Origin of the sequence: Micromonospora sp. NBRC 101691 (assembly GCF_030269285.1) — a bacterium.
Lineage (GTDB): Bacteria > Actinomycetota > Actinomycetes > Mycobacteriales > Micromonosporaceae > Micromonospora > Micromonospora echinospora.
Genome location: NZ_BSTB01000004.1, coordinates 54,934 through 77,148, shown reverse-complemented (window position 1 = coordinate 77,148; position 22,215 = coordinate 54,934). Strand labels below are relative to the sequence as shown.

Below are 22,215 nucleotides of genomic sequence, written 5' to 3'. Positions count from 1 at the left end.
AGTGCCCCCGTGCCTGGCGGCCACCCCTGCTCGCTGTCGTTGCGCGAAGTGCGGCGCTACGGGGTCTGTCCCGCGCCATCGACGACGGGCACGTCCAGGACCACCTCACGTCGCGACTGCTGGCCACCGTTCGCGGTAACCGGTACGACCTGCCAGCCGAGGAACTCGACGAACTCTGCGCCCACCCGCCATGGGCGTATCGGTACAGGGCAGCCGTATGGCGGTCGTACAGCACCGTAAACAGGGTCCGCGTCGACTTGACCGCTCAGGCTGGTCGGAGGCCGGGACAAGGCGGCTTGCCGCGCCCATTGCCCCCCGTGGAGGCCAATTCGGCAACCGCTGCGACCATGGCTTCATGGAGGAGGAAGTCATTCCCATTCTTCACGTCGAGGACGCTGCGGCGGCGGTCGCGTGGTACGAGCGACTGGGCTTCGCCAAGCAATGGGAACACCGCTTCGAACCAAGACTGCCCGCGTTCGTGGAGGTAGCCCGGAGCGGGATGCGGTTGTTCTTGTCGGAGCACAAGGGCGACGCCCGTCCCGACACGTTGGTCTACCTCCGCGTTCGCAATGTCGAGGCCATCGCCGCCGAGTTCGGTGTGCAGGCGAAGGATGCTCCGTGGGGGCATGAGGTTGAGCTGCGCGACCCTGACGGCAACCGGCTCCGGATCGGCACGCCGCCGGAGTAACACTCGCTCGCATCGCGCGGAGGACCGGCCAATTCGGCAGCCGGCCACACCATCACTGCGGTACACCGAATCCGCGAACCATCCGGCAACGTCGTGCGCGACGGCCTGGTGCTCGTCAACGTCGTGCCCGTCGACGGGGCCGCCGGGCGCGGCCGGGTTTGCAGCGGCAGCGGCACGATCGGACGCGCGTCCCCTGCCCGTGGTGCGGCGCACGGTGTCACAGTGCCCCCGACCACGGCCAGTTGCTCCAGTGCGTGTTCCCTGGAAGGGTCGGTTGGTAGCGGGAAGGGTCAGCGGTGGCCAGCACCTCACCGATCTGCTGGTAGGTCTCAATGTCGCTGGGGCAGGTCTCGAACGGTATCCGTTCCTGGTGGCGGACGACTGTCACGCATCAGTCGACGGAGGATAACGCCGGTAGCTGCGTGTCGGGTGTCAGGACGTGTGTGCTGCACGGTTGATGCGCCGCGCTCCATGGGGAACCCTTTCCGCATGCTCGATACACGTGTGCTCGGTGCAGGCGACTGGGAGATGTGGCGGGAACTGCGGCTCGCGGCGCTGGCGGAGGCCGGGTACGCCTTCGGTGCCCAGTTGGCGGACTGGCAGGGCGACGGTGACCGCGAGGAACGCTGGCGCGGTCGGCTGGCCATTCCCGGCTCCTACAACATCGTGGCGGTGCTCGACGGGAAACCCGTCGGGATGGCCAGCGGTGTGCCGACCCACCACGACGGGGTCGTCGAGCTGATCTCGATGTACGTGGCGCCTGCCGGACGTGGCCGAGGCGTGGGCGACCATCTCGTGCGGGCGGTCGAACAGTGGGCCCGGCTGGTGGGCGCGCGGACGCTGCGGCTGGCCGTGGCAGAGGGCAACGAGCACGCCTGGGCGCTCTACCAGCGAAGCGGCTTCCGTGACACGGGTGAACTCGGTGACCTCATGCCCGACGGGGTGCGCCGCGAGCACGTCATGGCCAAGAGCCTCGTGGATTAGCGGCCGGCCTCCGGAGTCAGGGCGCTGCGGAGCGGCGGCGTCCGGGGTCGTGTCGTGAGGGCGTCGCGTCGGACACGACGACGGCCCGCCGGGTCCAGCGACGCTGGTGGCTCCGGCGGGCCGTCGGTGGTGTCGGGGGCGGGGCGTCAGCCCGCCGGCGGGTACGGGTCGTCCCGGTAGGTGTACTCGGTCTCGATCCGGCCGTCGGCGGTGTGGACGACGAGCTGGCTGGGCTCGTTGTCGTGCGCGACCTTCCGGCCCGCCTCGACCGCGACCTGCTTCGTGTCGTACCGGCCGACCTGCTTGCCGCCCTGTTCGACCTTCCAGCCCTGACCGTCCGGCACCACGTGGTACTCGTTGCGCTTCATCGTCACCTCACCGTCCCTTCGACGTTCGTGGTACCCACCACTCGCGACCGGAAACCGGGACATCCACCACCGTGGACAACCCACCGCTGCTGCCCTAGCGTCTTCCAGCTATGCGGAGACATGCGCTCGTGCTCGGTCTGGCGGTGCTGCTGGCGGCGACCGGCTGCTCGGGGGCGGAACCGGTGACCGGCGCGCCGGCCGGGCCGACCGGCGCGCCGGCGACCCCGGTCGCCTCCCGGCAGACCCCGGCCGAGGCCGAGCGGACGCTGGCCAGCCTGCGTCGCGTCGACGACCTGCCCCTGTACGAGATGACCTACGTCGGCGACTACGACGCCCACCCCGGTCTGGACCGGCCCACCCCCAGTCCGGTCGGCTGCTCGCTGTTCGCCGCGCTCGGCGACCCGGCCCGGCCGCTGTTCGCCCGCAACTTCGACTGGGACCCCAACCCGGCGATGGTGCTGCGCACCGACCCGCCCGACGGGTACGCCTCGATCTCCGTGGTGGACATCTCCTACCTGGGGGTGGGGGCCGACCCGACCGGTGACCGTCGGCTGCTCGACGCCCCGTTGCTGCCCTTCGACGGGATGAACGAGCGGGGCCTGGCGGTGGGGCTGGCCGCCGACGACAACGCCCGCGCCGAACCGGTGCCCGGTCTGCCCAAGGTGGGCAGTGTCCGGATCCTGCGGCTGGTGCTCGACGAGGCGGCCACGGTCGCCGAGGCGGTGAAGGTGTTCGGGCGGTACAACCTCGACTTCGAGGGCGGGCCGCCGCTGCACTACCTGCTCGCCGACGCGACCGGCGCGTCGGCGGTGGTGGAGTTCGTCGACGGCCGGATGCGCGTTCAGCCGGGGGACGGGAAGTGGCAGGCGCTGACCAACGTGCCCGTGATCGACGTGCCGGAGCAGCGACGACGTGCCGACCACCGCTACCGGGTGCTCGCCGAGGCGCTGACCGCCGCCGACGGCCGGCTGGCCGCCCCGGCGGCGCTGGACCTGCTCGACGACGTCCGGCAGGGGCACACCCGCTGGTCGGTGACGTACGGCCTGCGTGACGGCGAGGTGCGGGTGGTCACCGCGGCCGGTGGCCGGCACGAGTACCGGCTGCCGACCGCCTGACCGGCGGACACACCTCGGCCCGGCCCCGTGCGGGGCCGGGCCGAGGACGCGTATCGACTACCGGCTGCGGTAGCTGGGCTGGGTCTGCGGGTTGAACTCCCGGAACCGGGTCAGCTTCGCCGACGCGGTACGCGGGTCGTTGATCTCCAGGATGTCCAGGCCCTTGATCGTGTCACTGGAGTAGATGTACCCGTTGTAGTAGTACGCCGACCAGGTGCCACCGAAGGTGAGTTCGCTGTCCGACAGCGGCCCCCGCTCCCAGTAGCCGATCTCCTTCGGCTTCGTCGAGTCGGTGAAGTCCCAGACCGAGATCCCGCCCTGGTACCAGGACTGGACCATGATGTCCCGACCCTTCACCGGCAGCAGCGCGCCGTTGTGCGCCACGCAGTTCTCGGTGTCGGCGTTGGCCCGGGGGATCTTGAAGTAGCTGCGGAAGGTCAGCTTGCGGGCGTCTCCCTTTCCGGAGAGGTCGTAGACGGCGTTCGCGCCCCGGTTCGGTCCCACGACGGCGTTGCAGGTGGCCGCGCCGCCGCCACCCAGCTCGTCGACGAACACCACCTTCGTGCCGGCGTTGTTGAACGTGGCCGAGTGCCAGAAGGCGAAGTTCTCCGTGTCCCGTACCCGGTTGATCACCCGGGGCGCCTCCCGGTCGGCGATGTCCAGCAGGATGCCGTCACCCATGCACGCGCCGGCGGCCAGGTCCTTGTCCGGGTAGACGGTGATGTCGTGGCAGCCGCTGGTGGCGGAGCCGCCCGGACGTCCCTCGTACCCGCCGTCGGGGAAGAGGTTCGGCACGGCGACCACGCTCGACGCCGTCGGGTTCTTCACCGGCACCTTGACGATGGAGATGGAGTCGTGCGGCCGGGAACAGCCGACGTAGGTGTCGGACGGGCCGTACGAGGAGACGTACAGGTAGACGGTGTTCCGGGCGCGCGACGGCACCAGGGTGTGCGTGTGCGAGCCGCAGGCGGTCTGGACGGACTTGACGTAGCGCGGGGCGGTCTTGTCGCTGATGTCGAAGATCTTGATGCCCTCCCACGCGGTCTGGTCCGGGTTGACCCGGTCGCTGGCGCAGGAGTCGTCGCTGCGGGGGGAGTCGGTCGACAGGAACAGCAGGTCACCGTGGACCGAGATGTCGTTCTGCGACCCCGGGCAGAGCACCTGGGAGACCAGCTTCGGCCGCTCCGGGCGGGCGATGTCGTGGATCTGGAAGCCGTTGTAGTTGCCCACGAAGACGTACCGGCCCTGGAAGGCCAGGTCGCTGTTGACGCTCGTGTTCAGCGGCTCGCCGATCGGCGTGTTCGCGACCAGCCGCATGTTGGGGCTGCTGACGATCTCGTCGACCCCGGGTATGGTCGCCGGGCTCTGGGCGCTCGCCGACGCGGGATCCGCGGCGGGGGCGGTCTTCGCGGCGCTGGGCGCGGCGGGAGCGAGACCGATCAGGAGCAGGCCGGTGGCGGCCAGGCCCAGGGTCCGCAGGTGACGTGGGGGCGGGAGCGCTCTGCTCATCGGCGGCATCCTTCGACGGAAAGGCTATGGTACGAGGGCGCCTTGCAACCTGACGATAGCAGTCGATGTGACCGGGAGGCGGGAGTTGTTCCGCCCTCCGGTGCCAGCCGAAAAGGGGAGGGGTGCCGATGACGGTCCGACATGGACGGCTGCTGGCGGTCGCCATGGTGCTGCTGGTGGTGGGGGCGGCCGCGCTGCTGCTGCGCGTCACCGCGGACCGGCCCGCGCCACCCCCACCGCCCGCCGCCCGACCCACGGCCACACCCGCGCCGGACGGTCCACCGGTGATCGTCCCGGGGCGTCCCGGTGAGCCTGCGGTGACCCGTGCCGGCAACGAGGTACGCCGGGACGCCTCACCCGGCCACAACGACGCGGACGTCCGGTTCGTCCGGGCGATGATCCCGCACCACAACCAGGCGCTGGAGATGGCCGCGCTCGCCCCGCAGCGGGCCGGTGACCCGGCGGTGCGGGCGGTCGCCGACCGGATCAGGGCCAGCCAGGGGCCGGAGGTCGGGATGCTGCGGGGCTGGCTCGCCACTCGGGGACTGCCCGCCGAGGAGACCGGCCACGGGCACAGCACCGGCACCATACAGGGCATGCAGTCCCCGGAGGCGATGCGGCAACTCGCCGCCGCCCGGGGAGCGGAGTTCGACCGTCTCTTCGTCAGCATGATGACCGACCACCACCGGGGCGCCATCGCGATGGCCACCGATCTGCTCCGGGTCGGCGCGGACCTGACCCTGTCGGAGTTCGCCAACGCGGTCGCGGTCGAGCAGAACGTGGAGATCGACCGGATGCGTACGCTGCTCGACCGCTGACCGGGGCGCGTCACCGCCGCCCCCGGGCGGGCGTCAGCCGGTGCCCTCCGCGCCTCCGCCTCCGGCGGCCGGGTCGGTCGTGGTCTGCCCGACCGTGGGCACCGGATCGGTCGGCTCGGCCGGTGCGGTCGTGGTGGGCGCCACCGGCGGCGTGGTGGTCGGCGCGCCGGTCGGGTCGGTCGACGGGACCGGTTCGGTCGAGCCGCTCGCCCCGGGGCTCGGGGTCACCGTCGGGTCGACCGACGGGCGGCCGGTGGGCGCGCCGGGCCGGTTCGGCCGGTTCGGTCCCGGTGTCGTCTCCTCGACCCCGCCCGACTCCTCGGCGTCGACGCTCGGGGCCGTGGCCGGCGGGGTCGTCGGCAGGTTGGTGGCCGGTGGAGAGTCACCGCTGGTCAGGCTCATCGCCGTGACCAGACCGATGATCGCCACCAGCACCGCCGCGACCGCGCCGACCAGCGGACCGCGTCGTCGGTTGCGGGCACCGGTGGGCGGCACGGCGGGCAGGTCGGTGCGGGTGTCCGGGCCGGAGAGCCGCAGCGGACCGGGGACCGGCACGGTGGGTGTGCCGCCGGCGGTGGTGGCGGTCGCCATGCCGCCCGCCGCCCGGGCGGCGACGGCCATCTCGGCGCCGGAGGCGTAGCGTTCGGCCGGGTCCTTGGCCAGCGCCCGGAAGACGAGGTCCCGCACCGCTGCGGGGATCTCGTCCGGCAGCGGCGGCGGTTCGTCGTCCAGGTGCCGCACGGCCACCTGGAGCGGGTTGTCGCCGGTGAACGGCGGGCCGCCGGTGAGGCAGCAGTACGCGACCGCGCCGAGGGCGTAGATGTCGGTGGCGGCCGAGACCGGGCGGCCGGCGGCCTGCTCCGGGGCCATGTAGAGGGCGGTGCCCGGTACGGCGTTGGTGCTGGTGATGCTGGTGACGTTCGTCGAGCGGGCCACGCCGAAATCGACGAGGACGACCGCGCCGCTCTCCTGGACCATCAGGTTGCTGGGTTTGACGTCCCGGTGCACGATGCCGCCGGTGTGCGCCGCGTGCAGCGCCTCGGCGGCCTGGGCCACCACGGACATGGTCTCGGCGACGCCCAGCGTGCCGTCGGCCTCGATGCGCCGGGAGAGCGGTTTGCCCTGGACGAACTCCATCACCAGGTAGTCGGCGGTGCCGCCCTCGGGAAGCTCGTCCTGGCCGCAGTCGTAGACCTGCACGATCCCGGGATGGCGCAGTGCCGCCATCATCCGCGCCTCGGCGCGGAACCGGGCGATGAAGTCGGGGTCGGAGACCAACGCGGGCAGCAGCACCTTGACCGCGACCTGCCGCCCCAGCACCACGTCGGACCCGCGCCAGACATCGCCCATGCCGCCGGTGGCGACACGTTCGTCCAGGCGGTACCGACCGCTGAGCACGACTCCCGAAGACAACACGGCAATACCGTACCCACCGGCGCGTGAGGCTATCCGGGCGCGATCCCGGGTAGGGCGAGCGGCGCGCACCGGGTGGATCACTGTGCGTGACGATCGTGTCGTCGGGGTGGCGTGTGGCCCTGCGACGAGCCCACCGGCGAACCGGGGGTGGGGCTACGGATGTGCCCGTAAGCTGCGCGAACACCGCGGTTCGCCGCTTCGGCCCTCGGGAGCGTCCGATGGTCGACAGGCGTTACGGCGACTCGCCGTGGCTTGTCCTTGATTTATGTCACTTGTTTGGGTTCGGGTGCTGCCTTGTCGGTCCGTGACGTGCCCCCTACCGTTACCGACTCGGGTCGGCCCCGACCGGGGCGCGGGACCTGCCCGGACGGGCGGCTCCGCCCCGGTCCGTGCCGTGCCGCCTCGGCATCGGACGCGAGTCGAGGCCAGCGGGGGGCTGATGGTGCGGCTGGAACTCCGATCGGGCGTCGACGGCACCGACCCCGGACGGTCCGCCCCGGACGGGCACGTGGCAGGATCATCGCCCCGATGACCGGCGACCTGAACGCGGTGGTGACCGCTGCACAGAGTGGTGACGAGGGGGCGTTCCGTCTCCTCTACCGCACGCTGCAACCGGGCCTGCTGCGCTACCTCACCGCCCTGGTCGGCGCGGACGCCGAGGACGTCGCCTCGGAGACCTGGCTCCAGGTCGCCCGGGACCTCACTGCCTTCACCGGCGGCGAGTTCCGGGCCTGGGCGGTCACCATCGCCCGTAACCGGGCCATGGACCACCTCCGTCGGCAGCGCCGCCGGCCGTCCGTGCCGGTGCCCGTGCAGTCCCTCAGCGAACTGCCCGGCGACAGCGACACCGCCGAACACGCCGGGGAGACCCTCGGCACCGAGTCGGCGATCGCGCTGATCGCCACGCTCCCGCCCAGCGAGGCGGAAGCGGTCCTGCTCCGGGCGGTGATCGGGCTGGACGCCGAGTCCGCCGCCCGGGTGCTGGGCAAGCGGCCCGGCGCGGTCCGCACCGCCGCCCACCGGGGCCTGCGCCGGCTCGCGGCGCTCCTCGGCGACGGCGAGTCGACCCCGGTCACCCCACCCCGCCCCCGCCCCGGTCGGGGCCGGCAGATACCGGCCCCGCCGCACGTCGAACCGGCGGACGGTTGACGTGAGGGGAGCCTGGATGCCTTTCCGTCGATCCCGCCGACCGGACGAGACGGCCGAGCGACTGCTCGACACCGCCGCGACCGCAGGCGTCGACCCGCCCGACGAGCCCGTCGCCCGGCTGCTGGCCGCCGCCGCCGCGTCGGCCCGCCCCGGCGAACTGGCCGGCGAGGAGGCGGCGCTGGCCGCGTTCCGGGCCGCCCGGACGCAGCGTCCCGCGCCGGTGCCGCCGCCCCCTCCACGCCGCACCGCCCGGGCCGTGGCCTGGCTGGCCGGCCTGACCGTCGCCGCGACCGCCGGGGTGGCCGTGGCCACCGTCGACCTGCACCGGTCCGACCCGCCGCCGGCGCCACCCGCGCCGACGACCCCCGCCCCGGCCCCGCCGGAGACCGTGCCGACGCCGACCCGGACACCGTCCGCCGCCACCGGCACCACGGCGCCCCCGTCCGGGGAACAACCGCGCCGGTCCACCAGTCCCCGCCCCGCCGGGCATCGTGGCCTCTGCAACGCCTACCTGACCAAGTCCGCCGGGCAGCGTGCCAAGGCGCTGAGGACGCCCGCCTTCCAGGCGCTCGTCGAGGCGGCCGGCGGTCCCGAGCAGGTCGAGGAGTACTGCCGGGAGCAGCTCGACGTCCCGCCGGGCCGCCACCCCTCCCGGACCGACCGACCCGGACACGACACGCGCACCGGGTCGCCGACGGCCCGACCGTCGACGCCCCGGTGAACCCGTACGGCGAGCGACACCGGTCGTTCGTCTGCTAGACATGACACGGAAGGGCCGCCGACGCGACGGTTCGCGACGGTGGGCCCGGTGTCGACGAACGGTTCGGGGAGGGACCACCCATGGTGACGTCGCCGGAGCTGGATCGCTCGGCGATCCTGCGGGAGGCCGGCACCGCCGCCGGCCACATCGCCCGGATCTGCTTCAAGACCGGCCCTCCGCTCCTCACGGGTGTCGAGCTGGAATGGACCGTGCACGACGCCGCGGACCCGGCCCGTCCCGTCGACCGGGACCGGCTGCGCGCGGCACTGGGGCGGCACAGCCCCACCACTCTGGACAGCGAGAGCCCGGCCGAGCGGCTCCACCACGGCGGTACGGTCACCGTGGAGCCCGGCGGGCAGGTGGAACTCTCCACCGCGCCGCGCCCCTCGCTCGCGGCCCTGCTCACCGACACCGACGCGGACGTCGGCGAGCTGACCCGGCTGTTGGCCGCCGCCGGCCTGACCCTGGGGCGCAGCGGCATCGACCCGCACCGGCCGCCCCGTCCCGTCGTGGACACCCCCCGCTACCACGCCATGCGCCGTGCCTTCGACCGGCGCGGCCCGGCCGGGCGGACGATGATGTTCAGCACCGCCGGCGTCCAGGTCTGCCTGGACGCGGGGGAGCGGACCGAGCTGGCGGCGCGCTGGACGGCGGCGCACGCCGTCGGCCCGCCGCTGCTGGCGGCCTTCGCCACCGCCGACCGGCACGCCGGCCGGCTCACCGGCTGGGCGTCGGCCCGGATGGCCGCCTGGCTCACCATCGACCCGACCCGTACCCGGCCGGTCTGGCAGCCCGGCGACGGGCACCGGGACCCGGTGACGGCCTGGACCGGGTACGCGCTCGCCGCGCCGCTGCTCTGCGTCCGTGCCGACGGGCCGGACTGGACCGTACCGCCGGGCATCACCTTCGCGGACTGGATCGACGGCGCCCTGCCCCGGCCACCCACCACCGACGACCTCGACTACCACCTGAGCACCCTCTTCCCGCCGGTCCGCCCCCGGGGATACCTGGAGATCCGCTACCTGGACGCCCAGCCGGGCCGGGAGTGGACGGTGCCGGTGGCGGTACTGGCCGCCCTGTTCGGCGATCCGGCGACGACCGCCGCGGCGGCGGCGTGCGGCGCGTCGGTGGCCGACCGCTGGTACCAGGCGGCCCGGTACGGGCTCGCCGACCCACCGGTAGCCCGGGCCGCGCGGGAGCTGCTCGACCTGGCGCTGGCGGCCCTGCCCCGGTTCGACCTGCCGGCCGGGACGTACGAGGAGATCGTTCGAGGCGTACGACGGCGTCGGGCCGTCGCGGAGAGGAACGCACGGTGACATCAACCCAGTCGGACGCGGAGACGCTCCGCGACCGGATCGCGGCCGAGCTGGCCCGTACCCGGGCCCGGACCGCCGGACTGACCGACGCGGTCGACGACGACGACCTCACCCGCCAGCACTCCCCGCTGATGTCGCCGCTGGTGTGGGACCTGGCGCACGTCGGCAACCAGGAGGAGCTCTGGTTGGTCCGTGACGTCGGCGGCCGGGAGCCGGTCCGTCGGGACATCGACGACCTCTACGACGCGTTCAAGCAGCCCCGCCGGGACCGGCCGGCCCTGCCGCTGCTGCCGCCCCGGGAGGCCCGCGCCTACGTGGCGACCGTCCGGGACAAGGTGCACGACCTGCTCGACCAGGTCCGGTTCACCGACCGGCCGCTGGTCGCCGACGGGTTCGCCTTCGGCATGATCGTCCAGCACGAGCAGCAGCACGACGAGACCATGCTCGCCACCCACCAGCTGCGCTCCGGCCCGCCGGTGCTCGCCGCGCCGCCGCCACCCGAGCCGACCGTCCGCGTCGGCGGGGAGGTGCTGGTGCCGGCGGGACCGTTCACCATGGGCACCTCCACCGACCCGTGGGCGCTGGACAACGAACGTCCCGCCCACACCGTCGACCTGCCCGCCTACCTCATCGACGCCGCGCCGGTCACCAACGGTCGGTACCGGGAGTTCATCGCCGACGGCGGCTACGACGACCCCCGCTGGTGGAGCCCGGCCGGATGGGCGCACCGGCAGGCCGAGGCGCTGACCGCGCCGATGCACTGGCGACGCGACGGCGACGGCTGGGCGTACCGCCGGTTCGGCCGCTGGGATCCGGTCCGCGACGACGAGCCGGTGGTGCACGTCTGCTTCCACGAGGCGGAGGCGTTCGCCACCTGGGCCGGGAAGCGGCTGCCCACCGAGGCGGAGTGGGAGAAGGCCGCCCGCTGGGACCCGGCGACCGGCCGGTCCCGCCGCTACCCCTGGGGTGACGACGAGCCCACCGCCGCGCACGCCAACCTCGACCAGCGGCACCTGTGGCCGGCACCCGTCGGCGCGTACCCGGGCGGGGCTTCCCCGCTCGGCGTGCACCAGCTCATCGGGGACGTGTGGGAGTGGACCTCGACCACCTTCCGGGGCCACCCGGGCTTCACCGCCTTCCCCTACCGGGAGTACTCCGAGGTCTTCTTCGGCGACGACCACCGGGTGCTGCGGGGCGGTTCGTTCGGCACCGACCGGGCGGCCTGCCGGGGCACCTTCCGCAACTGGGACTACCCGATCCGCCGGCAGATCTTCAGCGGCTTCCGCTGCGCCCGGGACGCCCGGCCGGAGGAGCGGTGATCCGACGCGCCGCCGGGCCGATCCCGGCCGGTGCCGCCTGATGTGCCGGCACCTGGCGTACCTGGGGCCGCCGGTGTCGCTGCGGGCGCTGCTGTTCGACCCGCCGCACTCGCTGGTACGGCAGTCCTGGGCGCCGGCGGACATGCGCGGCGGCGGCACGGTCAACGCCGACGGCTTCGGTGTCGGCTGGTACCCGGACGGCGGTGCCCCGGTGCGCTACCGCGGCGCGCAACCGATCTGGAGCGACCCGGCGCTGCCCGGCCTGGCCGCCGCCACGGTCACCGGGGCGGCGCTGGCCGCCGTCCGTTCCGCCACGGTCGGCATGCCGGTGCACGCCGGAGCCGCCGCCCCGTTCGGTGCGGGGCCGTGGCTGTTCAGCCACAACGGCGTGGTGCGCGGCTGGCCGGAGTCGGTGGCCGGGCTCGCCGCCGACCTCCCGGTGACCGACCTGCTCACGCTGGACGCCCCGACCGACGCGGCGCTGCTCTGGGCGCTGGTCCACGACCGGCTACGGGCCGGCGCGGACCCGGCCGACGCCGTCGCCGACACCGTCCGGGCGGTCACCGTGGCCGCCCCCGGATCCCGGCTGAACCTGCTGCTCACCGACGGCCGTACCGCCGTGGCGACCGCCGCCGGGCACGCCCTGTCGGTCCGCGCGGACGGTGACGCGGTGCTGCTCGCCTCCGAACCCCACGACGACCACCCGGCCTGGCGGCCGGTGCCCGACGGCCACCTGGTGGTGGCCACCACGGCCGGGCTGCGCACGACCCCGCTCGACCGCGGGTAGCGCCGGCCGGACGCGACGTTCACCAACGAAAGGGAAGTCCATGACCGCCGAACCGCTGGAGATCCACCTGGAGGAGCGTGACCTCGACCGGAGCCTGCGCGACGACGTCCGGGCCGGGCTCACCGCCGACCCGAAATGGCTGCCGCCGAAGTGGTTCTACGACGCCCGGGGCAGTGAGCTGTTCGAGGAGATCACCCGGCTGCCGGAGTACTACCCGACCCGGGCGGAACGCGCCGCGCTCGGGCGGCACGCCTCCCGGATCGCGGCGGTGACCGGGGCGAAGACCCTCATCGAGCTGGGCTCCGGCTCGTCGGAGAAGACCCGGCTGCTGCTCGACGCGCTCAGCGGCCAGGGCACCCTGGGCACCTTCGTCCCGCTGGACGTGTCGGTGAGCGCGCTGCGCCAGTCCACCGCCGCCATCGCCGCCGACTATCCCCACCTGCGGGTACGGGGCATCGTCGGAGACTTCACCCGCCATCTGGACCGGCTGCCGGCCGGTGGGCGGCGACTGGTGGCCTTCCTCGGCGGCACCATCGGCAACCTGCTCCCGGCGGAGCGGGCCACCTTCCTGGCCGCGACGCGGGCCGCCCTGGAGACCGGGGACTGGCTGCTGCTCGGCACCGACCTCGTGAAGGACCCGGCGATCATCGTGCCCGCCTACGACGACGCCGCCGGGGTGACCGCCGAGTTCAACCGCAACGTGCTCCGGGTGATCAACCGGGAGCTGGGCGCCGACTTCGTGCCCGACGACTTCCGGCACGTGGCCGTCTGGGACGCCGAACGGGAATGGATCGAGATGCGGCTACGGGCGCAGCGGCCGATGCGGGTCCGGGTGCTCGACCTCACCGTCGACTTCGCCGAGGGGGAGGAGCTGAGGACCGAGGTGTCGGCGAAGTTCCGCCCCGAGGGGGTCGCCACCGAGCTGGCCGCCGCCGGCTTCACCGCCGAGGAGCTGTGGACCGACCCGGACGGCCTGTTCGGGCTGACCCTCGCCCGGGCGATCTGAGTTTCCGCTGCCCGGGCCGCCCCCACCGAGGGCGGCGGCCCGGGTTCGGGTAGGGTGGGGACCGCGAAGGGGAGTAGCCCCCAATGTCGTGGTCGACACACTGATGCGTTCCGCATCCGGCCACGCGGCCCCGCACCGGGGCGGGCGAGACCTTCGACTCAGGCTGTTGACAGCCGGGTCGAGGGCGCCCCTGTTCCTCCTCCCGGCCTGATCCGGAAGGATGCCCATGGAGGGCTTTCTCGTCGCGCTGGCGGTGAGTTTCGGCGTGATCTTCGTCGCCGAGCTGGGGGACAAGTCCCAGCTCATGGCGTTGACCTTCGCCACGCGGTTCAGAACGGTCCCGGTGCTGATCGGCATCACCATCGCCACCGCCGTGGTCCACCTGGTCTCGGTCGCCATCGGTTACGGACTCGGCGCGACCCTGCCGACCGGGTGGATCGCCCTGATCGCCGGTCTGGCCTTCCTCGGGTTCGGCGCGTGGACGCTGCGCGGGGACAGCCTCACCGAGGAGGAGAAGCGCAAGGCCGAACGGAGCACCAAGTCGGCGGTCTTCGCCGTGGGCGTCGCGTTCTTCCTCGCCGAGCTGGGCGACAAGACCATGCTCGCCACCATCACCCTGGCCACCCAGTACGGCTGGTTCGGCACCTGGATCGGCTCGACCGTCGGCATGGTGGCGGCCGACGCCCTCGCCATCGTGGTCGGCCGGATGCTCGGCCGTAAGCTGCCGGAGAAGACCATCAAGTACGGCGCCGCGATCCTCTTCGCGATCTGCGGCCTCTGGCTGATCCTCGACGGGGTCAACCAGCTCACCTGACCGGCCCGGGGCGTTCTGCCGGCTCGCTGCGTCCGGCGCGAGGGCCACCTCCCGCTACCGGGAGGTGGCCCTCCCGGTGAGGGCGGCGGCGGGCTCAGGCGGTCCTCCGGCCGAGCACCCGGGCGAGGACCAGCGTGACGACACCGGCCCCGACGACGGTGAGCAGGCCGACGCGCAGGCTGGTCAGGTCGGCGACGAAGCCGACCAGCGGCGGGGACAGCAGGAAACCGGCGCGCAGCAGCCAGCTCACGATGGTCAGGCCGGTGCCCGGCGACAGGCCGGGCAGCTCGTCGGCGGTGTGCATGGCGGCGGGCACGAGGGTGGCGAAGCCCAGCCCGGCGAAGGCGAACCCACCCAACGTGGTGCCAACGGTGGGCACGGCCAGGGCGGCGCCCATACCGACGGCGGCGAGCGCCGCGCCGGCCTGGGCGACCGCGCGCTGGCCGAAGCGGTCCACGACGCGGTCGCCGGCCAGGCGTCCGACGGTCATGGCCCCCTGGAACACCACGACCGCCAGACCGGCGACGGCGGCCCCGGTGTGCAGGTCGTCGCTCAGGTAGATGGCGCCCCAGGACGCGCCGGCGTCCTCCACCAGGGCCCCGCAGGCGGCCAGCGCGCTCAGCGCGGCGAGCATCCGCACGGCGGGGCCGGCGAACACGCGCCGCCGGACCGGGTGATGGGGCGTGGGCGGCGCGCCGGGATGTCCGTCGGCGGCGGCGAGGTCCGCCGCCTCGGTGGCCCGCTCGGCGTCCTCCGGTCCGGGCAGCAGGAACCGGTAGGCGACCAGGGCGACGAGGCTGAACGTCACGGCCGAGATCCCCAGGTGGACGGTGAGCGGAACGTCGAGACCGGCGGCGGCCGAGCCCATCAGGCCGCCGAGCACCGCGCCGATGCTCCACACCCCGTGCAGCGAGTTGAGGATCGAACGCCGGTAGCGGCGCTGCACGCGCAGCCCGTGGGCGTTCTGCGCCACGTCGACGACCGAGTCGAGGGCGCCGACGACGAACAGCACGGCGCCGAGCGCGAACCAGTTCGGCGCGGCGGGGATGGCAAGCGTCGCGACGGTGGTGACGACGATTCCGAACGCCGCCAGCCGGGCGGAGCGGAAGCGGCGGATGGCGGCGCCGGCGAGCAGCCCGGCCAGCAGCGCGCCGATCGAGTAGCCGGCCAGGGCGGTGCCGAGCACGGCGTTGCTCAGCCCGAGGTCGGCCTTGATCTGCGGATAACGCGGCACGACGTTGAAGAACACGGCGCCGTTGGTGAGGAACAGCGCGGCGACGGCGGCGCGGGCCCGGCGCACCTGGCGGGTCGGCGGGGCCAGGGTGGAGGCGGACAAGGTGGTCTCCCGGTGGGTGCGGCGATGGGACGGGGCCTGCGCCGACGGGTCAGCGCAGGTACCGCTCGATGGCGTGGCGGACCTGCGCCGGCGTCATGGGGTCGGTCGACAGCGCGCTGTGCAGGGTCAGGCCTTCGATCAGGGCGTCGAGCTCCCGGGCGGTGGTCGGGTCGAAGTGACGCTCCAGGGCCTGGCGGCTGCGCTGCATCCAGGCCTGCGTGACGGTGCGCAGCGCCTGGTTACGCGCCGCCGCCGTGTACAGCTCCACGGCCAGCACGAGGTCGTCCTGGGGTCCGCCGATCAGGTCGTCGCACACCAACGCGACCACCGCCTCGATCGCGGCGTCCCGGTCGGCGGCGGACGCCATCCGCTGGTCGAACACGGCGGCAGCTGCGGTGGCATGTCGGGTGAACGCCGCCACGAGGATCTCCTCGAGGCTGGCGAAGTGGTAGGTCATCGACCCCAACGGCACGTCCGCGACGCGGGCGATCTCCCGGTGCGTGGTGCCGACCACGCCACGCTCGGCGATCACGGTCAGCGCCGCGTCGATCAGCCGGTCCCGGCGGTTCGGGTCGTGCCGGCGGGGTCGGCGTGGTGTCGACGCCCCACTGGTCGGGGAAGTCCCGCTCATGCGGCACCGGCCCCGATGGCGCGTACCACGCCGGCCGGACCGCCCATCGTGACGAGCCCATCACCGCCAACCGTCATGGGTACGACCGTACACATGATGTGTACGAGCGTACATAGTGCGTCGAGGTCCGCCCGGCAACGTCGTGGCGAGCGAGGGCTTGCGAACGGCCCGGCTGTCGGTGCCCGAACCAGGTGCGCGCAGGCCGAAGGGGCGCGCCGGACTCCACTGTCCGGCGCGCCCCTTCTCCGTCGTCAACTCGCTTCCGGCACCCAGAACAAGATCGAGGCCTCGTCCGAGGTCAATCCGTCCACGGTCCTGCTGCGGACGGACAGGACGTACACGTCGGAGACCTCCGGCGTGATGGTCACCTGTGCGGTACCGACCGCGTCGGCGGCGACGGTGATCTCCTCGCCGTAGTTGAGTCGGTAGGTGTACTCGACGACGTTCTCCATGTTCGGAGCGAAGGTGAACCGACGTGGCGCACCGGCTGGCGCCTCGGGGTCGGAGTCGGTGATCGCCGGCGCGGTGTGGCGGACGGAGAACCGGTAGCTGGTTGCCTCGGAGAAGTTCCCGGCCCGGTCGACGCTGTACACGGAAAGCGTGCGCGGCCCGGCCAGTACCGGCGCGTAGCTGACGGTAGCCGACCGGCCCGATGCGTCGACCGGGACGAAGCGCGAACTCAAGCCATGTTCGCCGTAGCTGAAGCCGGCCAGGTCGTCGGAGTCGGCGGTGAAGGTGAAGCTACCCGGGATGCCGGGTCCGCCGGTGGCCGGACCGTCCCAGCCGGCCGGGTAGTCGACGGAGGAGACGGCCGGGGCAGCCGGTGCCGCCGTGTCGATGGTGAATCGGCACTCCGGTGACCAGTTCGAGCTGTCGTACTGGTCAGACGCCCGTACCGAGAAGGCGTAGGTGGTGCCGTGGGCGAGCCTGCCCTGCGGGAGCCGGTAGACGTACTGGCTCCCGCTGGACTGACCGTTGAGGGTCGCCTCCGTTCGCTCAGCCGGCCGGTCGATCGGCCAGAAAGCGAAGGTCGCCGCCACAGCGTCGTGGCCTCCGGTCTCGTTGACGTCCGGGTCGGAGACTCTGGCCCGGAGTGTTGGCCCGGTGCTACGGATCATCAGCGACGTGCCGCACGCCGCGCCTTCGACGGTGAGCTGGTCCGGAACATTCGGTGGCGTGTTGTGGTCAAGCGAGATGCCGACGTTCTTGATCCATCGGCCGTAGTGCTTGTTCTCCTCGTGGTCGCCGGCGATCCGGGCCATCAGGGTGAGCTGGTCCTGCCCGTCAGCCACCGCTTGGCGGACCGCTTCACTGATCATCACGCCGATGAAGCTGCTGCCACAGGGCAGGTTGGGAAAGGCGACGTCTGCGACCTTCTCCCGTACTGCCGGGGCAGTGTTCCAGGTCGGGGCGCTTACGGGCGGGTCGGTCCGCCACAGCTCGATCTCGCGGGGCCGGTCGCAGTCGTTGACCGTCGTCTCCCCGGTGATGGCGCGGGCCGAGACGATCCGCTGCCCCCGGTAGGGCGTCAGGTCGAAGGTGAAGTATGCCCGGGCAGTGTGCTTGTCCCCGTCGACTTCCCACGTGCCCACAGGGACGGTGCCCTCCGAGGGGGAGAAGGAACCGGACGGCTGCCGGGAGTCGGTCCACGTCACGCTGGTCGGGGTGACGTAGTCGATCACGGCTGCCGCCGGTTGCCCGGTCGCGGCCACCAGGCTGCCCGTGGCCAGTAGGAGAGCGCCGGCCGTTATGGCCGCCTGGCGCGCCGAGCCCCGGTGCCGAATCGACATGAAGCCTCCAAGCAACGTACGGGAAGATGCGATGATCTTAAACTTGTCGAGCAATGGGAGGCGGCGGGTTTTCGGGTCGTGCTCTGTCGAGGGATCCGCGATCACGGCCGATGGCGGAAGCTGATGCGCATCAGCCGACTGTCAGCCCAGTCTTCGAGCCGAGTCGGCCGGATGGTGCCGGGGTCGTGGGGCTGGTTGAGATCCGCGACGATCTCCGCCAGCACGGCCTGACGTTCAGCCGGGTCGGTGACAGGCGTGGCCCGTGCAGGCAGATCTGCGCGGATCCCGTCAGTCCTTTCCTTCGCGGACGTCCTTCCCCTGCTCGGCGAACGCCTTGAAGTCCTGCATGTGCTGCTGCGACTGCCTGTGGAACGAGCCTGGCATGAGAAGCCCCACCAGCCGCATCGGCAGGCTGCTGAACCGGTATTCGCTCTCGCTCTCCCAGAACGTCGTGTCCGGATTGGCTTCGGTCAGCCGATCGCGCACGACGCTCCAGATGCCCGGGCCGACGGTTTCGCGGTCGAAGTGAACGACGCTCTCCTTCGGGATCCCGTGCAGGTCTGCCGGATCCCGGCGGATGATCGTTTCGGTCAACTCGAACTTCCGCTGCCCCGACTGCAGCACGACCCGCGACGTGGTGCCGAGCTGCCCGTGTATTCCGTTCACCGGCTCGTGCAGCACCAGGCCCCGCAGCCACTTCGGTATGTGTGCCGGATCGGCGAGCAGTTGGGCCACCTTCTCCCGGGGCAGTGCGATCTCGATCGAGTTGGTGTACTTCATGGCGTGCATTCCTTCCCGTGTGGGACACCATGCCCCAGGGCTGCTGGTCCTGCTCGGTCCGCCCGTCGCAGCGGGGACGTCAGGTCGGGTCGGGTGCGTAGAACGTGGTGGTGGCCTCGACTGCGGCCGCGACGTGCTCCGGTTCGCCACCGGCGGCCAGGTGAGCCTCGCCCCAGGCCGCGGCGCTGCGCCGGATGAACTCGCGCCCTTCGGGCGACTTCTGGACCGCCTCCTGGTCACCGGTCCCGCCACCGGTCAACAGCCGGGCCAGGGCGAGAAGAGCCAGGTCCCAGCCAACGCCACCCGCACCGGGGCCGTAGGTCGGGAAGAGGGGCTCCTCGACGACCGCTGAGTGGATCAGCTCGAATTCGGTGTCGCCGGTCGGGGCCGACACCAGACGCACTTCCACCTCGCTCGTGCCGGGCCAAGCGTCGGCGTCCGCCCCGTAGAGCCAGGACACCTTCAGCAGACGCGGCGGCTCGCACCGGAGGATCTCGCCGTGCTCACCACCGTCGAACTCGAACTTCCCACCAAGCCGCAGATCCCCGGTGACCGGCCTCAACCAGCGACCCAACCGCTCGGGGCTGGTGATCGCGTCCCAGACATCGTCGATCGGCGCCTCGTATCGACGCCGCAACTCGATGGTGTACGCCTCGCCGGCGGGCACGCTGCCCCTACCCATCGCCCGGTGCGCAGCGGCCAGTTCATCCAGGACGTCCTTCATGTCACATTCCCTTCGCTGATGGATCTGTCTTGCCCGGAGCCGGACGGTCGGGTGGACTTCCCAACAGCCGGAGTCCGAGCTGCACGCCTACCCCGGGCAAGCTCGGTGCCCAGAGCGTCGAGGCGTTGATCCCAGAACCGGCGAAACCGGTCCAACCATGCGTCAACCTCGCTCAGCGGCGCGGGCTCGACGGCGTAGAACCGGCGAGCGCCCTCAGCCCGCACCGACGCGAACCCGCTGTCACGCAGCACGCGAAGATGCTGGGAGACGCCCGGCTGGGAGAGTCCGAACTCGGCCCTGATCACGTCCGTGATCACGCCAGAGGTCTGCTCGCCGTCGGCGAGCAGCTCCAGAATGCGCCGACGTACCGGGTCGCCGAGGATGTCGAACGCGTGCACGAACCGGAAGATACCGGTTCTCACTTATATAAGGCAAGCCTGATGCGCTGGCGCCACGCTCGGCTCGGAACTCGACTTCGTGCGCGGACGCTGCGGTGACAGGATGTCGGACCGTGGGTGGAGGCCCGGCTGTTGGCGTCGACCGCTTCAGCGGGGAGGAACGACCAGAATGACGTCGACCGTGTTCCGTATCGGAGGAGACCTGGAGGTACGGCGGCTCGGCTTCGGTGCCATGCACCTGCCGACCGAGGTCGGCCCGGCCCGCGAGTCCGCTCTGACGGTGGCCCGGCGAGCCGTCGAACTGGGTGTCACGCTGATCGACACCGCTCACCTGTACGGCGGGGGAGCCAACGAGGAACTCCTCGCCGAGGCTCTGTATCCCTATCCGGATGGGCTGGTCATCACGACCAAGGTCGGCGTCGCGCCGTCGGGCCCTCGGCGCGAGTGGAAAGTGGACGGGCGGCCGGCCGTCCTCCGCGCGCAGGTCGAGCATGCGCTGCACCGACTGCGTGTCGAGCGGATCGAGCTGCTTCAACTGCATCGGATCGATCCGGAGACGCCGCTCGCCGACCAGCTCGGCACGCTGCGGGACCTGAGGGTCGAAGGCAAGGTCGGCCGGATCGGCCTGTCAGAGGTCACGGTCTCCGAACTCGACCAGGCGCGCCAGTTCGTCGATGTGGCAAGCGTGCAGAACCGGTACAACCTGCTTGACCGCGAGCATGAACCCGTCCTCACGGCGTGCGAACGGGCAGGGATCGCGTTTCTGCCGTGGCGACCGGTCGCGGCAGGCACCTCGGGAACGAAGGCGGAGATCGCCGCCGTGGCGTCCGAGGTCGGTGCCACTCCCACTCAGGTCGCGCTCGCCTGGCTCCTCAACCGCTCGCCGGTCATGCTTCCGATTCCCGGCACCGCCCGGGTAGACCACCTGGAGGAGAATCTCGCTGCCGAAGGCGTCGACCTGACCCCAGTCCAACGCGCGCGCCTGGATCGGCTGCACGAGCCGGCGTAGGCGCCTGACGGATGAGCCGGCTCCGACCGGACACCAGGAATAATGCGAAGTGTCGCGATTGAGCGTCCATTAACGTCGCGCCGTATGGAGAGCACGACACTACGCACCGAACGCCTGGAACTTCGCCCGGTCCGTGACGACGACATCGACCGGATCCTCGAATACCGCAACCTTCCGGAGGTCACCTACTGGCTCCTGCGTACCGAGGTGGAACCTGCGTCCTTCCGCGCGGCGTGGCGGCGCGCGGCGGGAAACCCCGACGACCACAGCGTGGCGGTGACCCTCGACGGTCTGGTGATCGGAACGGTCTCGCTCGACGTGGTCGACGGAATGGGGCAGCCGGGCATGCCACGGCAGACGGAGGCCCAGCTCGGCTACATCTTCGACCCGGCCTACCACGGTCACGGATACGCGACCGAGGCGGTCGCCGCGATGGTGGCCCACGCCTTCGAACGGCTGGGCGTTCGAAGGATCACCGCTGGATGCTTCGCGGACAACCTCCCCTCGGTGCGGCTCCTCGAAAAGGTCGGCATGCGTCGTGAGCAGCACGGCGTCGGCGATTCCTGGCACGCCGTGCGGGGCTGGGTGGACGGCTGCACGTACGCACTGTCGGCGGCAGATCGGCGCATCTGACCGTGACCGACCAGCGCCGCACGACGTGCGGTTAGAGTCCGCGCATGCGGGATGACATCGTTCTGCGGCTCGACCGTGCAACCGCCGAAGATCTGTACGCCACGTTGTACGAGGCCGGAGAGCACATCGCGGCTGGCGCGGCCATCACTCCGCCCACCGCCGAGGAGGCCGAGCGGCTGGGTATTCTCCTGCGGGACCTGGGCCACGCCCTTGGCCGTCGGTGCTCTCCGTACTGCGACCATCTCTAGCCGGCATGGGTCGCGCGCTCAATGACCACGTCCTCAGGCGAACTCGCGCGCCGTGGATTCCAGCCTCTCGCGGTAGGACGCCCACCACGCCTCGTCTCCCTCGGCCATGTTGTCGCCGGGCCGCCGCCAGCCGACCTGGCCGTCGACCAGTTCGCGCACGACGTCGGCGTGCCCGGCGTGCCGGTTCAGCTCGGCGAGCATGTGCACGAGGATGAGATGCAGCGTCACCGGCGTGTGTTGCCACCACCGCACCGTGCCGGGCGCGTCGACCGGGAGCGCCTCGATCGTGGCGTCCGCGTGTGCCCAGACCCGGTGCCACAGGCCGATGACGTCGTCGCGGGACTCGTCGGCTGTGGCCCACATGTCCGTGTTCGGCTCGGCGTCTTCGTCCAGACCCGCGAGGGGTTCGGGGAAGGGGCGGTCGAACACCTCGCCGAGATACCCGGCGGCCATCGATGCCACGTGCTTGACCAGCCCGAGCAGGTTCGTCCCGGTCGGCACGAGCGGGCGCCGTACGTCGTACTCCGACGCTCCGTCGAGCTTTCCGAGCAGCGCCTCGCGCGCTTCCCGCAGGTACCGGTGGAGATTCGCCTTGGCGTCGGGTTCTGCCATGCCGC

General features: G+C 72.1%; 27 protein-coding genes. 14 read left to right on the top strand and 13 right to left on the bottom strand.

Going from position 1 to position 22,215, the window contains the following annotated elements; genetic code table 11:
- Positions 1–56: 56 nt before the first annotated feature.
- A complete protein-coding gene (locus QSK20_RS09145) occupies positions 57–185 on the bottom strand; it encodes a hypothetical protein (protein WP_285788146.1) in 129 nt (42 codons plus the stop codon).
- A gap of 170 nt (positions 186–355) precedes the next feature.
- On the opposite strand from QSK20_RS09145, the gene QSK20_RS09140 reads away from it, so the two are divergent.
- Complete coding sequence (locus tag QSK20_RS09140; protein ID WP_285788145.1) at positions 356–688, top strand: glyoxalase superfamily protein; 333 nt, start codon at positions 356–358, stop codon at positions 686–688.
- A 217-nt stretch (positions 689–905) separates the two neighbouring features.
- Here QSK20_RS09140 and QSK20_RS09135 read toward each other — a convergent pair whose 3' ends face one another.
- Positions 906–1,076 carry a DUF7003 family protein gene (locus tag QSK20_RS09135; protein WP_285788144.1) on the bottom strand — a complete coding sequence of 57 codons (171 nt, stop codon included), beginning with the start codon at positions 1,074–1,076 and terminating at the stop codon, positions 906–908.
- A gap of 101 nt (positions 1,077–1,177) precedes the next feature.
- On the opposite strand from QSK20_RS09135, the gene QSK20_RS09130 reads away from it, so the two are divergent.
- Positions 1,178–1,672: a GNAT family N-acetyltransferase gene (locus QSK20_RS09130; RefSeq protein WP_285788143.1), complete on the top strand. Its 495-nt coding sequence runs from the start codon at positions 1,178–1,180 to the stop codon at positions 1,670–1,672.
- 146 nt (positions 1,673–1,818) lie between these two features.
- Here the strand turns inward: QSK20_RS09130 and QSK20_RS09125 are convergent, their stop codons facing one another.
- The gene (locus QSK20_RS09125; RefSeq protein ID WP_157749024.1) at positions 1,819–2,040 is read right to left on the bottom strand and encodes a DUF2188 domain-containing protein; all 222 of its coding nucleotides are present in this window, start codon (positions 2,038–2,040) and stop codon (positions 1,819–1,821) included.
- A gap of 110 nt (positions 2,041–2,150) precedes the next feature.
- On the opposite strand from QSK20_RS09125, the gene QSK20_RS09120 reads away from it, so the two are divergent.
- Positions 2,151–3,155 (top strand): linear amide C-N hydrolase, encoded by a 1,005-nt coding sequence (locus QSK20_RS09120; protein WP_285788142.1) that lies wholly within the window; start codon positions 2,151–2,153, stop codon positions 3,153–3,155.
- A 57-nt stretch (positions 3,156–3,212) separates the two neighbouring features.
- Here the strand turns inward: QSK20_RS09120 and QSK20_RS09115 are convergent, their stop codons facing one another.
- A complete protein-coding gene (locus QSK20_RS09115; protein WP_285788141.1) occupies positions 3,213–4,664 on the bottom strand; it encodes an LVIVD repeat-containing protein in 1,452 nt (483 codons plus the stop codon).
- A gap of 128 nt (positions 4,665–4,792) precedes the next feature.
- On the opposite strand from QSK20_RS09115, the gene QSK20_RS09110 reads away from it, so the two are divergent.
- Positions 4,793–5,482: a DUF305 domain-containing protein gene (locus QSK20_RS09110; RefSeq protein ID WP_285788140.1), complete on the top strand. Its 690-nt coding sequence runs from the start codon at positions 4,793–4,795 to the stop codon at positions 5,480–5,482.
- A 33-nt stretch (positions 5,483–5,515) separates the two neighbouring features.
- Here the strand turns inward: QSK20_RS09110 and QSK20_RS09105 are convergent, their stop codons facing one another.
- Positions 5,516–6,898, bottom strand: a complete 1,383-nt coding sequence (locus tag QSK20_RS09105) for a serine/threonine-protein kinase (protein WP_285788139.1) — start codon at positions 6,896–6,898, stop codon at positions 5,516–5,518.
- A gap of 528 nt (positions 6,899–7,426) precedes the next feature.
- On the opposite strand from QSK20_RS09105, the gene QSK20_RS09100 reads away from it, so the two are divergent.
- The 7 genes from QSK20_RS09100 (at position 7,427) to QSK20_RS09070 (ending at position 14,049) form a co-directional block, all read left to right on the top strand.
- Positions 7,427–8,047: an RNA polymerase sigma factor gene (locus QSK20_RS09100; protein ID WP_285788138.1), complete on the top strand. Its 621-nt coding sequence runs from the start codon at positions 7,427–7,429 to the stop codon at positions 8,045–8,047.
- Positions 8,048–8,063: 16 nt separating this feature from the next.
- Complete coding sequence (locus tag QSK20_RS09095; RefSeq protein WP_285788137.1) at positions 8,064–8,768, top strand: hypothetical protein; 705 nt, start codon at positions 8,064–8,066, stop codon at positions 8,766–8,768.
- Between the two features lie 119 nt (positions 8,769–8,887).
- On the top strand, positions 8,888–10,123 hold the full coding sequence (gene egtA / locus QSK20_RS09090) for an ergothioneine biosynthesis glutamate--cysteine ligase EgtA (RefSeq protein WP_285788136.1): 1,236 nt from the start codon (positions 8,888–8,890) through the stop codon (positions 10,121–10,123).
- Positions 10,120–11,442, top strand: coding sequence for an ergothioneine biosynthesis protein EgtB (gene egtB, locus QSK20_RS09085; RefSeq protein ID WP_285788135.1), 1,323 nt, complete (start codon positions 10,120–10,122; stop codon positions 11,440–11,442). Before egtA ends, egtB begins: the two co-directional genes overlap by 4 nt.
- A gap of 40 nt (positions 11,443–11,482) precedes the next feature.
- Positions 11,483–12,229: an ergothioneine biosynthesis protein EgtC gene (gene egtC / locus QSK20_RS09080; RefSeq protein ID WP_285788134.1), complete on the top strand. Its 747-nt coding sequence runs from the start codon at positions 11,483–11,485 to the stop codon at positions 12,227–12,229.
- 40 nt (positions 12,230–12,269) lie between these two features.
- The gene (egtD, locus tag QSK20_RS09075) at positions 12,270–13,235 is read left to right on the top strand and encodes an L-histidine N(alpha)-methyltransferase (RefSeq protein WP_285788133.1); all 966 of its coding nucleotides are present in this window, start codon (positions 12,270–12,272) and stop codon (positions 13,233–13,235) included.
- A gap of 226 nt (positions 13,236–13,461) precedes the next feature.
- Positions 13,462–14,049 (top strand): TMEM165/GDT1 family protein, encoded by a 588-nt coding sequence (locus tag QSK20_RS09070; RefSeq protein ID WP_285788132.1) that lies wholly within the window; start codon positions 13,462–13,464, stop codon positions 14,047–14,049.
- Between the two features lie 94 nt (positions 14,050–14,143).
- Here QSK20_RS09070 and QSK20_RS09065 read toward each other — a convergent pair whose 3' ends face one another.
- The 7 genes from QSK20_RS09065 to QSK20_RS09035 form a co-directional block, all read right to left on the bottom strand.
- Positions 14,144–15,385, bottom strand: coding sequence for an MFS transporter (locus QSK20_RS09065; protein WP_285788131.1), 1,242 nt, complete (start codon positions 15,383–15,385; stop codon positions 14,144–14,146).
- A gap of 49 nt (positions 15,386–15,434) precedes the next feature.
- Positions 15,435–16,016: a TetR/AcrR family transcriptional regulator gene (locus QSK20_RS09060; protein ID WP_285788130.1), complete on the bottom strand. Its 582-nt coding sequence runs from the start codon at positions 16,014–16,016 to the stop codon at positions 15,435–15,437.
- A gap of 251 nt (positions 16,017–16,267) precedes the next feature.
- Complete coding sequence (locus QSK20_RS09055) at positions 16,268–17,911, bottom strand: hypothetical protein (protein ID WP_285788129.1); 1,644 nt, start codon at positions 17,909–17,911, stop codon at positions 16,268–16,270.
- A complete protein-coding gene (locus tag QSK20_RS09050; protein ID WP_285788128.1) occupies positions 17,908–18,030 on the bottom strand; it encodes a hypothetical protein in 123 nt (40 codons plus the stop codon). The genes QSK20_RS09055 and QSK20_RS09050 overlap by 4 nt, the downstream gene beginning before the upstream one ends.
- 64 nt (positions 18,031–18,094) lie before the next feature.
- Positions 18,095–18,586 carry an SRPBCC family protein gene (locus QSK20_RS09045; RefSeq protein WP_285788127.1) on the bottom strand — a complete coding sequence of 164 codons (492 nt, stop codon included), beginning with the start codon at positions 18,584–18,586 and terminating at the stop codon, positions 18,095–18,097.
- Positions 18,587–18,665: 79 nt separating this feature from the next.
- Positions 18,666–19,310 carry an SRPBCC domain-containing protein gene (locus tag QSK20_RS09040; protein WP_285788126.1) on the bottom strand — a complete coding sequence of 215 codons (645 nt, stop codon included), beginning with the start codon at positions 19,308–19,310 and terminating at the stop codon, positions 18,666–18,668.
- Positions 19,307–19,708, bottom strand: a complete 402-nt coding sequence (locus QSK20_RS09035; protein ID WP_285788125.1) for an ArsR/SmtB family transcription factor — start codon at positions 19,706–19,708, stop codon at positions 19,307–19,309. Before QSK20_RS09035 ends, QSK20_RS09040 begins: the two co-directional genes overlap by 4 nt.
- 169 nt (positions 19,709–19,877) lie before the next feature.
- Here QSK20_RS09035 and QSK20_RS09030 point away from each other — a divergent pair, with 169 nt between their 5' ends.
- From QSK20_RS09030 to QSK20_RS09020, 3 genes are all read left to right on the top strand, one after another.
- The gene (locus QSK20_RS09030) at positions 19,878–20,717 is read left to right on the top strand and encodes an aldo/keto reductase (RefSeq protein WP_285788124.1); all 840 of its coding nucleotides are present in this window, start codon (positions 19,878–19,880) and stop codon (positions 20,715–20,717) included.
- 84 nt (positions 20,718–20,801) lie between these two features.
- Entirely contained in the window at positions 20,802–21,350 is a 549-nt protein-coding gene (locus QSK20_RS09025; RefSeq protein ID WP_285788123.1) for a GNAT family N-acetyltransferase, read from the top strand.
- A 44-nt stretch (positions 21,351–21,394) separates the two neighbouring features.
- Complete coding sequence (locus QSK20_RS09020) at positions 21,395–21,598, top strand: hypothetical protein (protein ID WP_285788122.1); 204 nt, start codon at positions 21,395–21,397, stop codon at positions 21,596–21,598.
- 33 nt (positions 21,599–21,631) lie between these two features.
- Here the strand turns inward: QSK20_RS09020 and QSK20_RS09015 are convergent, their stop codons facing one another.
- Positions 21,632–22,210: a DinB family protein gene (locus tag QSK20_RS09015; RefSeq protein WP_285788121.1), complete on the bottom strand. Its 579-nt coding sequence runs from the start codon at positions 22,208–22,210 to the stop codon at positions 21,632–21,634.
- Between the last annotated feature and the right edge of the window lie 5 nt (positions 22,211–22,215).

Excerpts from the sequence above, each read along its gene's own strand:
- QSK20_RS09140 (WP_285788145.1), top strand. The coding sequence starts at position 356 with ATGGAGGAGGAAGTCATTCCCATTCTTCACGTCGAGGACGCTGCGGCG.
- QSK20_RS09130 (WP_285788143.1), top strand. The coding sequence starts at position 1,178 with ATGCTCGATACACGTGTGCTCGGTGCAGGCGACTGGGAGATGTGGCGG.
- QSK20_RS09125 (WP_157749024.1), bottom strand. The coding sequence starts at position 2,040 with ATGAAGCGCAACGAGTACCACGTGGTGCCGGACGGTCAGGGCTGGAAG.
- QSK20_RS09120 (WP_285788142.1), top strand. The coding sequence starts at position 2,151 with ATGCGGAGACATGCGCTCGTGCTCGGTCTGGCGGTGCTGCTGGCGGCG.
- QSK20_RS09115 (WP_285788141.1), bottom strand. The coding sequence starts at position 4,664 with ATGAGCAGAGCGCTCCCGCCCCCACGTCACCTGCGGACCCTGGGCCTG.
- QSK20_RS09110 (WP_285788140.1), top strand. The coding sequence starts at position 4,793 with ATGACGGTCCGACATGGACGGCTGCTGGCGGTCGCCATGGTGCTGCTG.
- QSK20_RS09100 (WP_285788138.1), top strand. The coding sequence starts at position 7,427 with ATGACCGGCGACCTGAACGCGGTGGTGACCGCTGCACAGAGTGGTGAC.
- QSK20_RS09095 (WP_285788137.1), top strand. The coding sequence starts at position 8,064 with ATGCCTTTCCGTCGATCCCGCCGACCGGACGAGACGGCCGAGCGACTG.
- egtA (WP_285788136.1), top strand. The coding sequence starts at position 8,888 with ATGGTGACGTCGCCGGAGCTGGATCGCTCGGCGATCCTGCGGGAGGCC.
- egtC (WP_285788134.1), top strand. The coding sequence starts at position 11,483 with ATGTGCCGGCACCTGGCGTACCTGGGGCCGCCGGTGTCGCTGCGGGCG.
- egtD (WP_285788133.1), top strand. The coding sequence starts at position 12,270 with ATGACCGCCGAACCGCTGGAGATCCACCTGGAGGAGCGTGACCTCGAC.
- QSK20_RS09070 (WP_285788132.1), top strand. The coding sequence starts at position 13,462 with ATGGAGGGCTTTCTCGTCGCGCTGGCGGTGAGTTTCGGCGTGATCTTC.
- QSK20_RS09060 (WP_285788130.1), bottom strand. The coding sequence starts at position 16,016 with ATGAGCGGGACTTCCCCGACCAGTGGGGCGTCGACACCACGCCGACCC.
- QSK20_RS09045 (WP_285788127.1), bottom strand. The coding sequence starts at position 18,586 with ATGAAGTACACCAACTCGATCGAGATCGCACTGCCCCGGGAGAAGGTG.
- QSK20_RS09040 (WP_285788126.1), bottom strand. The coding sequence starts at position 19,310 with ATGAAGGACGTCCTGGATGAACTGGCCGCTGCGCACCGGGCGATGGGT.
- QSK20_RS09030 (WP_285788124.1), top strand. The coding sequence starts at position 19,878 with ATGACGTCGACCGTGTTCCGTATCGGAGGAGACCTGGAGGTACGGCGG.
- QSK20_RS09025 (WP_285788123.1), top strand. The coding sequence starts at position 20,802 with ATGGAGAGCACGACACTACGCACCGAACGCCTGGAACTTCGCCCGGTC.
- QSK20_RS09020 (WP_285788122.1), top strand. The coding sequence starts at position 21,395 with ATGCGGGATGACATCGTTCTGCGGCTCGACCGTGCAACCGCCGAAGAT.
- QSK20_RS09015 (WP_285788121.1), bottom strand. The coding sequence starts at position 22,210 with ATGGCAGAACCCGACGCCAAGGCGAATCTCCACCGGTACCTGCGGGAA.